The 14,030-nt window shown below is 62.5% G+C and carries 12 protein-coding genes; all 12 read right to left on the reverse strand.

The genetic code is table 11. The features are described from left to right. Positions 1-25: 25 nt before the first annotated feature. Complete coding sequence (locus tag BN3385_RS27505; protein WP_156432613.1) at positions 26-1,012, reverse strand: hypothetical protein; 987 nt, start codon at positions 1,010-1,012, stop codon at positions 26-28. Further along, complete coding sequence (locus tag BN3385_RS07110; protein ID WP_156432614.1) at positions 1,009-2,274, reverse strand: lipopolysaccharide biosynthesis protein; 1,266 nt, start codon at positions 2,272-2,274, stop codon at positions 1,009-1,011. Before BN3385_RS07110 ends, BN3385_RS27505 begins: the two co-directional genes overlap by 4 nt. A 108-nt stretch (positions 2,275-2,382) precedes the next feature. Next, a complete protein-coding gene (locus tag BN3385_RS07115) occupies positions 2,383-3,825 on the reverse strand; it encodes a tyrosine-protein kinase domain-containing protein (protein ID WP_059015860.1) in 1,443 nt (480 codons plus the stop codon). A gap of 162 nt (positions 3,826-3,987) precedes the next feature. Beyond that, complete coding sequence (locus BN3385_RS07120) at positions 3,988-5,835, reverse strand: DUF4012 domain-containing protein (protein WP_082690316.1); 1,848 nt, start codon at positions 5,833-5,835, stop codon at positions 3,988-3,990. A gap of 117 nt (positions 5,836-5,952) precedes the next feature. Then, on the reverse strand, positions 5,953-6,438 hold the full coding sequence (locus BN3385_RS07125) for a hypothetical protein (RefSeq protein WP_156432615.1): 486 nt from the start codon (positions 6,436-6,438) through the stop codon (positions 5,953-5,955). 158 nt (positions 6,439-6,596) lie between these two features. Continuing rightward, positions 6,597-7,658, reverse strand: a complete 1,062-nt coding sequence (locus BN3385_RS07130) for an alpha/beta hydrolase (protein ID WP_059015862.1) — start codon at positions 7,656-7,658, stop codon at positions 6,597-6,599. Between the two features lie 19 nt (positions 7,659-7,677). Then, on the reverse strand, positions 7,678-8,895 hold the full coding sequence (locus BN3385_RS07135) for an RNA polymerase sigma factor (protein ID WP_059015863.1): 1,218 nt from the start codon (positions 8,893-8,895) through the stop codon (positions 7,678-7,680). 2 nt (positions 8,896-8,897) lie between these two features. Beyond that, complete coding sequence (locus BN3385_RS07140) at positions 8,898-9,596, reverse strand: YciI family protein (protein ID WP_059015864.1); 699 nt, start codon at positions 9,594-9,596, stop codon at positions 8,898-8,900. 92 nt (positions 9,597-9,688) lie between these two features. Continuing rightward, positions 9,689-10,582 (reverse strand): cyclopropane mycolic acid synthase family methyltransferase, encoded by an 894-nt coding sequence (locus tag BN3385_RS07145; RefSeq protein ID WP_156432616.1) that lies wholly within the window; start codon positions 10,580-10,582, stop codon positions 9,689-9,691. A 129-nt stretch (positions 10,583-10,711) separates the two neighbouring features. Continuing rightward, positions 10,712-11,596, reverse strand: coding sequence for a cyclopropane mycolic acid synthase family methyltransferase (locus BN3385_RS07150; protein WP_059015866.1), 885 nt, complete (start codon positions 11,594-11,596; stop codon positions 10,712-10,714). A gap of 111 nt (positions 11,597-11,707) precedes the next feature. Next, entirely contained in the window at positions 11,708-12,556 is an 849-nt protein-coding gene (locus tag BN3385_RS07155; RefSeq protein WP_059016479.1) for an alpha/beta fold hydrolase, read from the reverse strand. Positions 12,557-12,659: 103 nt separating this feature from the next. Beyond that, positions 12,660-14,006: an ABC1 kinase family protein gene (locus tag BN3385_RS07160; protein ID WP_059015867.1), complete on the reverse strand. Its 1,347-nt coding sequence runs from the start codon at positions 14,004-14,006 to the stop codon at positions 12,660-12,662. Positions 14,007-14,030: the final 24 nt, after the last annotated feature.

Here is a 14,030-nt window from a genome sequence, read left to right on the forward strand (position 1 = left end):
AATGAACATGCTGATTATCGAGCGTCTAACCGTGACCATATGATGAATCGGCGGAATCGGCCTGTCGCTGAACGAGAATGGACGCTCGAGCATCGTCTCCACCACCCAGCCATACCCGGGACGCGATTCCGACGACGGCATCGTTTCCGCCTTGCGCCAGGTTCTCATGCCATAAACCACGCTCCTTGGGTCGCACGGGCCACCACTTCGCTGGATTCGGCGATACCTGACGGGTTGGTATTCCCGATGCCACAGCCGCATAGTGCAGCCAAATGTCATCTGCTCTGGGGCAGACGGCCATGAATTCATCGCCTCTTTCCCGCAGGGCAAGAAGTACTTTCGGCGGATAGATGACACCAGAAACCCCCATCGACATCAGGTCGAAGGAGGGCGCCGTGTCTGAGCAGAGCGGCCACGACGCATAGGGCCCGGGATTCATGGCGCGCGCCCTGTAGGCTGCGACCTGGTCGGATCGATACACCGCCAGGAGTCCTGTCAGCCAGTTGGATGGGTAGAGGACATCGTCGTCTGCCGTCACCAGAGGACGCTCGACGACCTCGTCCACCACGTACGGAAAGTACTTCTTGTGGGGACCGTAGTCAGTGCAATGCTTGATCGTCAGACCGCGTCGTTGAAGACGGCGGAGGGGGCGGGGTGGATTCCTCACGACGGACTCGTCTTCGTGCCAGAGGATCAGCCTCCGGGGCAGCACGTCACCATGGCCGATTGTCTCCAGAGTCCGCCAGACGCGACGGGTACGTTGTCCGTAGGTAGTCAACGACACATCTACATCGCCATGGCCGATGACTGGACGGCGTGAGCAGGTATTGACCGCCCTCAGCCACACGGTATAGGCAACGATCTGTACGAGGAGAAACACCTTGCCGCTCAACCGTGTTGGCTCAACACCGTGATTGTGAAGAGCTGCCGCACATCGTCGTAGTACCGTCTGCCAGGAGTCATTGACGGGTGTCATCCGGGCATTTCCTCCCTGGTCGGCGTTCGCTGTCACCTGGGAATCGCTAAGAGCCGAGGTGCGATGAGTATTCCGTGGAGGCGGTGAAGGCGACCAATGAAGATGGCGAACAGCGCCACATACATCAGTCCGTATGTGGCGACCGCGGCATGCAGGCCGGCGTGCAATGCTACGAACGCTTGGGCAGCGAACGCGACAACGAGAACGACGAGCTGGGCGAGGATGACTTCCCTGGCATGGCCGGACATCCTGAGAACCTCGTCGACTGGACCGCCCAGGCTCTCGCCGATAGTGCTAATCAGCATGATTGCCGTGATTATCCCGACCCCGCGGTAGGCGGGACCGAAGAGAAACGCGATCAACGGTTCGCCAATCGTCGCCATGGCGAGCGCCGCTGTGACCGAGAGTGTCGTCGCAAATGCGGCGATCCGTGACGACTGGGTCTCGATCGTGCGCCAGTTCCCCTGTGCAGCATCCTGAGCCAGCGATGGTCGAATAGAGAAGCGGACAGCTGCCAGGACTGCAGCGACAGCATTGACAAGTCTGGAGGCCAGACCTACCAATGCCGCGTCTGAAGCGCCGAGCGTCATGCTGACGACCCACACCGGTGACCAGATCAGGCAGGACTGAGCGACCCTTCCGACAGCAATCAGCATTCCCTGTTGCCAAACGCCTCGCAGTGTCTCAGGGCCTATTGCGGCCCCCGATGCGTGGGCTCGGAGGCGCAATGCGATCGCCACGCTCACACAAGCCGCTGCGGCAGTTCCCAGGACCATGGCCATCAACACACTGTCGAGTCGGTCAAGGTGACCCAGAACGATCATCGGGACACTGATCAGCAGCTGTCCGGCGCTTGCAGCTGAGTAGAACACCGCAGTTCCGAGTTCGCTCCGCGAGCTGGCGACAAGTGATTGCGCACAAACGAAGATCACGCCGTAGCAGCCCCACCACACACCGCTGAGAATTCCGACATCGGTAGCACCGAGATAGATTCCGATCGCGCAACCTGTGATCCCAGCGCCGATGGGGATGGTGAGAAGGGAGTACCTCAAACCACCTCGGAGCAGAGCTCGCCCCTCCGACTCTCTGCCCGTTGCCATTAGCGCTGGCGCGTACCTTACGACGCCATCTGGAAGCCCGAGGCCTGCGATGAAATACGTCGCCGTGACAAATCCCATGGTGACGAAATAGTTGCCGGCATCATGCTGATCAAGTGCGCGCGTGATCACAGCAACGACGCCGAATTGAACGGCTATCGATGCGTACCGCGCCGCCACGGGGCCCAGGAACCTGTTCATGGGCATCGTGTGTGCTCGGCGACTGGACCTGTGACTTTGGGGTACGGAGCCGCAGATACGTTGGGGGACAGTGGCCGAACGTACGCGGCAGAGATACTGCTGGGATTGCTACTCGGACGTTTCGTGGACACGGTCGGCCGCCATGGGCGCATCGAGGTCAACACTTTGATCAGCGGTCGATGCCTGTCGTTTCTTTTCTTCTACGCCGTAATAGCCATAGTTGTAGCTGTATGAACCAGTCCCACGACCCGGTGCCATGGTGAAGACCGCCCCGAGCACGTTGGCGCCCACATCGTGAAGACTCTTGACCGCATGCGTTAGCTGGTCCCGACGAGTGTGACCATGTCTCGCGATAGTGAGGACGCCGTCGGAGTTGGTAGCGAGGATGGCGCCATCGGTGACAGCGAGTAGCGGTGAAGAGTCGACGATGACGTAATCGAACTGTGTTCTCAGCTCGCCCAGGATCTTTTGTGCTGCCAAGGAGCCCAGCAGCTCACTCGGATTGGGCGGAATGGTCCCGGAGGTCATGACCGTCAATCGTGGGAATCGGGTCTTCTGAAGGACATCGGACAGCGAGGCTCTCCCGCTCAGTACCGTGCTGAACCCCGCCGACCCGATGAGGTCCAGGTAATGGGCGAGCGATGGCCTTCGCATATCACCGTCGACGAGTACCACTTCATGATTGGCCTCCGCCAGAGCGAGTGCGATGTTGATGGCCGTCGTTGACTTGCCTTCGCTGGGCGCCGAGCTTGCCACCACAATGACCCGTGGAGGATTGTCCACACCGAGGAACTGCAGATTCGTTCTGAGCTTGCGAAAGGCCTCAGCTATCGGTGAGTTGGCGTTGTCGAAGGAGATTGCCGCATCTTTGCGGCGGTCCTTGTCGAGAGGGATTGTGCCGACCAAGCCGACCCCGGTGATCTCCTCGAGAGTCTCGCGGTCTTTGACGGTGTTGTCGAACTGATCCCGAACGATTGCCAGTCCGGTACCCAATGCCAACCCCAGGACGAAGCCGATGGCGACATTGAGAGAAGTTCGTGGGATGACGGGAGTATCGGGTATTGAAGCGCGCTCTTCCACGACAACTCGTGCATCGGGTGTTGCTCCTGGTTTGGGCGTCTCCAATTCCCGCACCATGGTGACGAACTCGTCGGAGAGGGCGTTCGCAATATCGCGGGCCCGGACTGGTGATTCGTCGAGAACCTTGACATCGATCAGAACGGTGTCTGGCTTGGCACTTGCCTTGATGCGAGTACGCAGCTCCGCCGGATCGATTTCGAGGCCTAACTTGTCGACTGTACGGCGGGCGAGGGTCTGGCCCATGAGCAACTCCGTGTAGGAGAGCACCCTCTCTTGCGAAAGACGGTTTCCCTGATACAGGTCCGCCGCAGAAGCGCCAGCAGTGGTTGACACGAAAAGCCTTGTCGATGCTTGGTACAGCGGCGTAGTCAGCCATGAGTACGCCAATGCGGCGATGACAGCGAGCAGTGTCGTAACAGCGACGATGCTCCATCGAGACCGCAATAACCTTGCCAGGTCTTGAATTTTCAACGGACCCCCCTTGCCGCTGATAGTGCTTCTTCAGCACGTCGCCAGCACTGCTGGTGATCTGCGGAAGCATACCTTTGTTGTTGTTTAGAGCTGGCGAAATCGAGTGACGAACCGGCGGCGATCCAACCGGTCCTGCAATCGATCACGCGCGGCGAAGGCATTTCAGCCCACGCATTGTGGTACGGACAGTTGCGGTGTAACTGCGTCAACGAGTGGTTGTACCGGTACGCGGGGAACCCCAGGCGAGGTCGGTTCGGACAGCCGGAATGTCAGTTCGGCGGTCTTTCCAGGCGCTATCGCCACTTGGGCTTCGAAACTCGGATGACCCCGTTCCTTTGCCCCGAACACGCGAATCCGTTTGCCATTTACCAGAACACTGATGATCTGGGCATCCTTTGTCGCGAGAAGACGTACCGATGTCAGCATTGCTCCCCGTGGGATGTTCTCCGCGAGAGCAGGAAAGAAGCCCAATCGCCCCGCAACGTAGTCAGGTAGCGGACCGGGATCGGCAAGTCTGTTAGTCAGTCGGACAGTGACGGTTGACATCCGCGTATCACCATCGCAACCATCGGCGACATACTCGATCTGGCGGTCCAAGTAGTAGTCCATCTTGTTGCCGCCGAGATTGTTTATGACAACCTCGGCGTAGGGCGCAGGATCATCTGGAATCGCATGGGCCAGTGGAGTTTCCTCGAGCAGCTTCTGATCAGTGGGCGAAGCACTCCAGACTGATATACGTCGTTCGCTGACCGCCCGTCCTAGGGCTTCGAGCAACTTGCGAGGTGACTCCACCGGTTGGGTAACCTTCTTCACCACCTCGGTGGCGATGTCCTGGAGGTACTGCTTTCTCGCAGACTGGTTCGAGGGAAAGCGTGTGTATACCGTCGACTCAGTCAACTCGACGACGTTGTCCTTGGTGACCGTCTCGCCGTCTGGCATCTTGACGGGTCCGGTAACTCCGAGGATGTAGCTCAACGCGATCGGATCGATGGCTAGAACGCCGTCGACATTCTCCCCGGACTGCTGCTCCCACATCGACTTCCAGATCTGGGCGGCGTACGGGAAGTGTGAACTCTGGTTGCTATTGCGAAAATCCGTTGTCGGATTGGTAAAGCCGTACTGCTGATCGAAATCCGGATTGATGGGCATTGGAGCGAACTTCTTGTCGAGCTCGTTGTTACGGCCCAGTGAGTCGACTGTCGGCTTGCCGTTGTCGAATCGCAGGACTCCGAACCCGCCGAGTAGGCCCCCGGTGCCACGAGCTTCGGCGTTCGTCTGGAAGCCCATGAAATAGCTGCGCGGTCCATCGGCGCCCATCATGGACGGGGCCAGCCGGGCAGCCAAGGCGGTGTAATCCAGCATCCGGGCGACGTCGGAAGTCTGCGCTTGCAGCGTTGTTCGAGCGTCGCCGAGCATCGAGATGTATCCCGGCTCGGAAATCGCCTTGGCCTCGGCGTTGATTCGGCTCGCGTCGGCGGCGATCTTGGTGAGCGCGGGCTCCTCTTTCCGCAGAGCCGATACATCCAGTCGGCCGTTCGCGAGCAGTTGGTCGGGTGCGAGCGTCACCCCAGCATCGGCAGTGGGCTTCAGTACGTCGGACGTTAGCCCCAGTACCACGTTCGAGATCTGCTGACCGGTGCGAAATGGACTTCCCAACCAGGGAACCGCGGAGGCCACGCTCCACGGCAGCGAGTGTGTTGCATCATTGGCGGCCCGGGCGTGGGACTGTGCTTCCGTGGCAAGCCGCGAAGCATCAGCTGTATCACCCTTTAGGAGTGCATCTTTGGCCTGCTGGGCAGCGTTCCGTGCTTGCTCCAGCCCGGTCTTCGCCTGGTGTGCTTGAAAGCCGAGCCAAGATGCGAACGCGATCAGTACTGCGAGCGCCCCAAGCGCTATCCACGACGCGTTGCGCCGCCGTTGCCGGCGCCGTTCATCGTCGTCGTCATCATCAGTCAGACCGGTCTCGTCGTCATTCGACGCACGCCGTGAAAAAACCCCCACGAAGAACATCCCCCCGTACTCCGATGCGGGTGGCCCCTCCCCGGGACATCACCGCACATGGTGAATGTACAACAACTCGCCAGCTGCCGGATCGGCATTGACTGGCGAGTTGTTGTCGTGATTCAGCTACTGGCCGGTGAGGTAGGGGCCGACGTGGAACGTCTGGGCGATGGTGGTGGCGAAGGCACTCACGCCGTCGCCCACGTTGGTGAAGAAGTCTCCCACCGGTCCAGGCAGGATGTTGCCGACCAACTTGAGAAGCTCTCCCGTTGCCTCGACGAAGACATAGGCGACGGTGCCGACATACACCACAACGCCCCGGACGATGGCCTGAGTGCCGGCGATCGCCCCTTCGACGGTGTAGCAGCCCAGCTTGAAGTTGGCCGTGGCGCACGGATCGGTGACCGCGGACGCGGAGGCGTTAGCGGAAGGAACGATGACCGGATCGACCACCAGCGAGGCCGCACTGCCAATGTTCTCTGCGAATGGAGCAAGACTTGGTCCCGCATGTGCGACGACCGGAGTGAGTGTGGCAGCTGCAGCGACCGCCAATGCTGCGGTCGAAATCTGCAACTTCTTGGCGCCGAATTGAAGCGTCGCAGCTGTGGACATGTCCCCGAACCCCCTGTGAATAGCCTGATAGCTGGCGTAAGCGTCTCACCGTCAATAGGGGCTGTCAACCGGAACGCGCAGACCCGCAAATCAGTTATTGACGATGAAAGAAATTGATCTTCACTCGCGACAATAACGGGCCGCTGAAGTGAAAGTCGTTACGAAATCAACGAATACGCGAACCCGCTGATATCGCGCACCGTTGAACCGAACACGTCCGGCATCACGGCGGGAAACAGCAGGTCACCGCCGTGGCAGGTGCCCACGACTACTCGTCCGGCCGCGGGTACGCCCGCCGCCAGCAGTCGGCGGTAGTAGTGAAGTCCTTCATCGCGCAGCGGATCAAGCTCGTTGACCGATATGACGTGCGGTGGCAATCCGATCAAATCTTCGTCGGAAGCCGTTCCGGCCCAGCATGTCACATCATTCACATACGTCTCAGATGGGTCATACACCGATCCCAACAGCGCAGCCTGCTGGCAGCTGATGAAGTAACCGTCGTTTTCCCGCAACGACGGGAATTCCTCGGGATAGTCCAGCCACCTATTAGAGATGTAAGGGCATTGCGCGTAGGCGCCGGCGATCTCGCCGAGCCAGCCCTCGCGCTTGGCCTTGTGGGTGACGGTCAGTGTCAGGTTCCCGCCACCGGACTCGCCCGCCACGATCAGGTGGGTCACTCCGAGTTCGGCGGCATTGGCATACACCCACCGCGTAGCTGCGGCGCAGTCGTTCAATCCTGCCGGGTAGGGGTGCACTCCCAGACGTCCGGCTGAGTTCCTGAATTCGACGCCGACCGCCACGAGCCCGGTGGCTGCCAACGACTCACGCAGATGCCGGTAGGCGGCGTCGGCCGCACTACCGATTGCCATGCCGCCCCCGTGGAAATGCACGACGGCCGGCAGTGGGCCGGCCGCCGCGTCGGGGCGACTGATGAACAGTGTCAGTTCGTTGCCGTCCCCACCGCTGATCGTCACCGTGGTCGTCGTGACTCCGGCTGGTGCCGGAGCGGCGAGGGCCAGCGTGTCGAACACCGCCCCGATGGCCTCCTCGGCGGCCGCCGCGTAAGCCAGCCGGTGCTCGATCGGGGAGTCGACCGACAGCGGCGCCTCCGGCAGGGCGTCGGCCAATCCGAGCGGTGCGAACGCCGCCACCATTCGGGGATCGGACCGGGGATCGGTCCCGAGAGTGCAGTTGGGGTCAGCGAGTCGGCCAGCAAGCATCAGCTGACTCTAGTCGCCGTCAGCCCTTGCATTCGGAAATTCGCCGTCGGAGAAATGCCCTCCCGGGTTCAGAGCCATTGATTTCCAGCGCGTTCCGGTACCACTGCGCAGCCTCGCGATGACGTCCGGCCCGACGCAGGAGGTCGGCGCGCACCGTGGCGGCAAGGTTCGACCGGGCCAACCGTGGATCGTGGGCGACCTTCTCCAGGGCCTCCAGCCCGTCGGAGGGACGGTCCCGAAGCCCTATCGCCAGTGCCCGATTTACCCGCACCACCGGTGAATCGGTGAGTTCGACCAGGCGGTCATAGGCCAGGCAGATCGTCACCCAGTTGGTGTGGTCCCAGTCCGGTGCGGTCGCATGCACCGCGGCGATCACCGCCTGGGGGAGATACGGTCCGGTCGACCCCTCTGCATGTCGCAATGCGGCGAGCCCACGGCTGATTTTGCCGCGATCCCACCGACGACGGTCCTGCTCCTCCAGCGGTATCAGAGCGCCGGAGGGGTCGACACGGGTAGCACGCCGCGAATCATGCAGCAGAACAAGGGCATGCAACGCATGAGCCTCCAACTCACCGTCCATCAGCGTGCACAGTTCACCGGCAAGTCGCGCCCCCTCGTCACATAGTTCATCGCGGATCGCCGACGGCCCGCCAGTCGACCAGTAGCCTTCGGTGAACACCGAGTAGATACAAGACAGGACGTGCGGTGTCCGCTGCGGCAGCAGCTCGGCGTCGGGAATACGCAAGGGGATATTGGCATGCCGAATCTTGTTCTTGGCGCGAGTGATTCGTTGACCGACTGCTGACTCGCTCTGCAGCAGCGCCCGCGCGATCTCGGGAACGGTCAGGCCCGACACCAAGCGCAGTGTCAGCGCCAGCTGCGAGGTGCGCTCGAGGGCCGGATGGGCACAGGTGAACATCATCCGCAGCTCGTCGTCCCGCACCGGATGCACGTCAGCCCTGTCCGTGCGGGCCACAATGTCATCGACCACGGCGGCCAATTCCTTTCCCGGACGCAGCGATTCGCGCCGTAGCCGGTCGCGGGCGCGGTTGCGCGCGGCCGTGATCAGCCACGCTCCGGGATTGTCGGGCAATCCATCGCGAGACCATGCACGCAGAGCATCCGAGCATGCCTCCTGGACGGCGTCCTCGGCGACAGTCAGATCACCGGACCACCGCGCCAACGCGGCCACCGTCGGACCCCATTCGCGCCGGAAGACGCCGTCCAGAGGCTGCATCGCTAGAGGAGGGACACGCCGACCAGACGGCGTACCTGAACAGCAGTCGCCGGGATCATCGAGGCGATCTTGGTCGCCTCGTCCCGGTCGGCTGCCCGCAGTAGGTAGAACCCGCTGGCCACTTCGGCGCCCTCGGCGAAGGGCCCGTCGGTGAGGACCACCTCGCCGTCGCGCACCCGCACCGTGGTTGCGGTGCTCGGCGGATGCAGGGGAGCGCCGCCGAGAACGTGGGCACCCACCGCAGCGCCGAACTCTGCGTGCCGGCTGGCTACGGCATTCCATTCGTCGCTGCCCGGCACGGTGACCGCGTCCGCCGGTTCCAGCAACAGAGCCAGCCAATCCGATCCGGTGGTCGGCTCTTCGGGGGCGTTCCAGTGCACGATCGGCCAGACCTCGACCCCGCCATACTGCGCCGCCGGCACCTGTTCGGCCAGCTTGAGGGCTTCATCGAGGTTCTCGGCCTCGAAGACGTAGAAGCCCCCCGCGACCTCGGCCCCCTCGGCGAAGGGACCGTCGGTGACGATCGGCCGGTCGGGGCCGCCCTGCACGCGGATGCCTTCAGCCTCCGAGGTCAGGGCATCGCCGCCCTTGATGGCCGCGTGTGCGCGCGCATGGAAGTCGTTGTAGGCCTGCATCTCGGCCTGGGACTGCTCAGGCGTCAGGTCACGCTGTGGTACCTGGTTAAGCGCGAAGTAGTACATCGTCTCGTCCTCCAGTCAGGAGCAGAACCTGTCGTCCCACTCTCTACCTGTTTGACGAACGGCGAAACCCCGATCCGACACCCGGGGGAAAACTACGCGGCAGCCCCCGGCTTGAGGTAGGTCACCAGGCTCACGTCGAGCGCCTCATCGACGTAGTAGTACTGGCATCCCGTCAGATACCGCATGTAGTTGTCGTAGCTTTCGACGCCGGCGGCCGCAATCGCTTCATCTTTGTGCTGCTCCAGTCGAGCCGCCCAGATCCCCAGCGTCTTGATGTAGTGGTTGCGTAGCGACAGCGGCTCAGGCACCACGAACCCGGCCTTCTCACCGTGCTCGACCAGCATCTTGGTGCTCGGGATCCGGCCACCGGGGAAGATCACCTCGGCCATGAACTTGGCGAAGCGCGCCAGCTCGAACGTCAGCTTCTTGCCGCGGGCCTGCAGGTCGTACGGGTGGTAGCCGCAGCTGCTCTGGATGGTCATCCGGCCGTCCTCGGGCAGGATGTCGAAGCACGTCTTGTAGAAGTCGTCGAAGCGTTCGAAACCGAAGTGCTCGATCGCTTCGATCGAGACGATCCGGTCCACCGGCGAGTGGAACTGCTCCCAGCCCTCGAGCCGCACGTCGAAGGTGCGCTCGCTGTCCACCTTGGACAACAGCTGTTCGCAGTAGGCCTTCTGGTTCTTCGACAGGGTCAGGCCGATGACGTTGACGTCGTACTTCTCCATTGCGCGCTGCAACGTGAGGCCCCAGCCGCAGCCCACTTCGAGCAGGGTCATGCCGGGTTTGAGATCGAGCCGGTCCAGGTGCTGGTCGACATTGGCGATCTGGGCCTCAGAAAGCGTGACGTTCGGTCCGGTGAAGTAGGCGCAGCTGTACTTGCGCGTCGGATCCTGGAACACCCCGAAGAAGTCATCCGAGAGGTCGTAGTGCGCCTGGATTTCCTCGAAATGGGGCCGCATGTCCTTGGTGTCGGTTGCCTCGGGCATGGATGTCAAAACCTTCCTCATTCTCCTTGCACCACGGCCCCCGCGTGTGGTGGTGTGTGTGCGTCAGTATGCCTCATGTGACGCGCACCATACCCTCTCGCCCCACCGGCGATCCGAAGAAATGGCGCGCTAGCTGTGTGTTTGTCGCGGCTCTTTCTCCAGCGTGAACTGGTTGACATCGATGTACCCAACCCGGAAGGCATGTGAACATCCGGTCAGGTAGTGCATGTACCGGTCATAGACCTCTTCGGACTGCACCCTGATGGCCTCGTCCCGGTTGCTCTCCAGCGCTGCGGCCCAATGGTCCAGCGTGCGCGCGTAGTGCGGCTGCAGCGACTGCATGCGGGTCAGGGTGAAGCCGGCCGCCGCTGAATGCTGCTCCACTTTCTCGATCGTCGGCAGCCGTCCACCGGGGAAGATCTCGGTGATGATGAATTTGACGAACTTGGCCACGTCGATGGTCAGCGGCATGCCCCGCTCGGTCATCTGCGGCAACGTCAGCGCCGTGATGGTGTGCAGCAGCATCACCCCATCGTCGGGCAGCGCCTTGACGGCCATCGTGAAGAAGTCGTCGTAACGGTCGAAGCCGAAGTGCTCGAACGCGCCGATGGACACGATGCGGTCGACCGGCTCGTCGAACTCTTCCCAGCCCATCAGCTCGATCCGCTTGGCGCGGGGGCTGTCGGACTCGGCGAACAGCCGGGCGACGTGGTCGCGCTGGTTCTTCGACAACGTCAGCCCGATGACGTTGACGTCGTAGCGCTCCAGTGCGCGCAGCATGGTGGCGCCCCAGCCGCAGCCGACGTCGAGCAGGGTCATCCCCGGCTGCAAACCGAGCTTGCCCAGGGCCAGGTCGATCTTGGCCAGCTGGGCTTCCTCAAGCGTCATGTCATCGCGCTCGAAGTAAGCGCAGCTGTAGGTCTGGGAGGGGTCGAGAAAAAGCCGGAAGAACTCGTCGGACAGGTCGTAGTGGGCCTGGACGTCGTCGAAATGAGGTGTGAGCCGTTTGGGCATTGTTCGGTGCGCCTTTCGCAGAATGCTTAAGGCAGCAACCACGTATCCCCCCCGACGGGATCAGCGATCACCGCTGTGTTGCAGGGCCGAGCATAGCCCAGCAAGCTGTGCCTAGCCCGCTTGGGAGAACGTGGTCTTCAGCTCACCCACGATGTCGTCCCACAATGCCTCCGGCAGATCGTGGGCCATCCCGTCGAACATCACCAGCCGCGCATTCGGAATCGCCGATGCGATGGCCCGTCCGCCTGACGGTCGCATCAATTTGTCTGCGCGGCCGTGAATTACGACGGTCGGAGCGCTGATCTGCTTGTCGTAGCGCTTGAGGCTGCCGCTGCCGAGCACCGCCCCGAAATGTCGCGCGATGCCCTGCGGGTAGTAGGCCCGCTCATAGGCCTCGATCGCCTCGGCGCGCAACTTCTCTTCCGGTGCCGGGTACCCCGGGGAACCGATGATCCGGCTGACCCGGATCGAGTTCTCGACGATGACCTCACGCGGCGAGTCCGGTGACGGCCCCTTGATCAACGACAGCAGTGCCTTGGGCGCCGGCGGCGGCAGCAATGCAGAGTTGTTGGAGGAGAAGATGATTCCCAGGGCATTAGTGCGCTGCGCGTAGCGGGCGGCGAAGATCTGCGCGATCATGCCACCCATCGACGCGCCGACGACGTGAGCCCGGTCGATCTCGAGATGATCCAGCAGGCCGGCCGCGTCGTCGGCCAGATCCTCAAGCGTATAGACCGATTGGCTGGGCTTACCGACGAAGGACCGCAACAGATTTGGTACCAGCGCACCGCCGGCCCGCTGTCCGTGCAGTTTCGACGACAGCCCCACATCGCGATTGTCGTAGCGGATGACACGGTGGCCCTGGTCGACCAGCCGCTCGCAGAAGCCATTGCGCCACAACAGAAGTTGTGCGCCGAGACCCATCACCAGCAGTACCGGCGGATCGCCGGGGTTTCCCATGTCCTCGTAGTAGATCTCAAGGTCTTTGCCCCGGTCGTCCCCCGAGTCGCTGCGCTCCTGCCCCCAGGGAACCCTGGCCGTGCCTGTGCGGATCTCCAAGGCCTCAGACCTCGACGTCGCTCTGGTGTTCCCGGCTGACCTCGACCATGAAGTTGGCGAAGTACCCGGAGAACTGCGGGTCGTTCATCATCTGCCACTTGGGTGCCAGCAGCTTCATGTAGCGCTCGACGTAGAGGAACTGCTTGCCGATCAGTACCAGCTCGCGCGGAAGCTTGACGTCATAGGCGTCGGCCAGCGTGGAGAGCTGCTTGCCGATCTCGGCGTAGGACATGTCACCCAGCGTCTTCAGCGTCAGCGGCTGGGCGAAGGCCTCCAGATCCTTGGCGGCCTGCGCCTCGGGCTTGGTGGTGCCGACCGCGCCGAGCAGCACCACGATCTTGCCGGCCGCGGCATGGTCCTTCTTGACCAGAAGCGCGTAGACCAGCTCACGCAGCAGCCAGCGGGTTCGCGGATCGATGCGGCCCATGATGCCGAAATCCAGGAAGACGATCTTGCCGTCGTCGTCGACGAGCAGATTGCCGGCGTGCAGGTCGCCGTGGAACAGGCCGTGCCGCAGTCCACCTTCGAACGTGGAGAACAGCAGCGCCTTGACCAGTTCGGTGCCGTCGAAGCCCTTCTTGCGGATCTCCCTGACGTCGTCGATCCGGACGCCGTGTACCCGCTCCATCGTCAGCACCCGCTCGCTGGTGAACTCCCAGTGCACCTGCGGGACCCGGATGTTGCGGCCCAGCGGGGACCCGTGCAGCCCTGACACCCAGGCCTCCATCGACTGGGCCTCGATGCGGAAGTCCAGCTCCTCGGCGAGGTTGTCGGAGAAGTCGGCTACCACGTCCTGCGCCGACAGTCGCCGGCCCAGCTTGGCGAACTCGACGATCTGGGCGAAGCGCTTGAGGATCTGCAGATCCGCGGCCACCCGGCGGCGAATCCCCGGGCGTTGGATCTTGACGACGACATCCTCGCCGCTGTGCAGGGTGGCGAAGTGCACCTGCGCGATCGAGGCGGACGCGAACGGCTCCTCCTCGAAGTGCGCGAACAGCTCGGCGGGATCACCGCCCAGCTCCTGTTTGACCAGCTTGTGCACCTCGGCGGTGTCGGCCGGGGGCACCGAATCCAGCAGGCCGCGGAACTCACGGCTCAGCGATTCGCCGAAGGCGCCGGGGCTCGACGCGATAATCTGGCCGAACTTCACGTAGGTCGGGCCGAGCTCGGCGAAGGTCTTCGGAATCTCCTTGATGACCTTGTCCTGCCAGGGGCCGCGGCTGGGCAGTTTGGTGAGAACGCGGGCACCGGTACGAGTGAGCTGCCAACCCGTGGCACCGATGCGCGCCGCCTCGATCGGCAGCGGAACCCGATCGAGCTTGGCTACTTCGCGGTGTTTGGTCGAACTCATTCTTGCCAGTGTGCCAAAAAGGTC

Source organism: Mycobacterium sp. M26, assembly GCF_001494595.1.
Lineage (GTDB): Bacteria > Actinomycetota > Actinomycetes > Mycobacteriales > Mycobacteriaceae > Mycobacterium.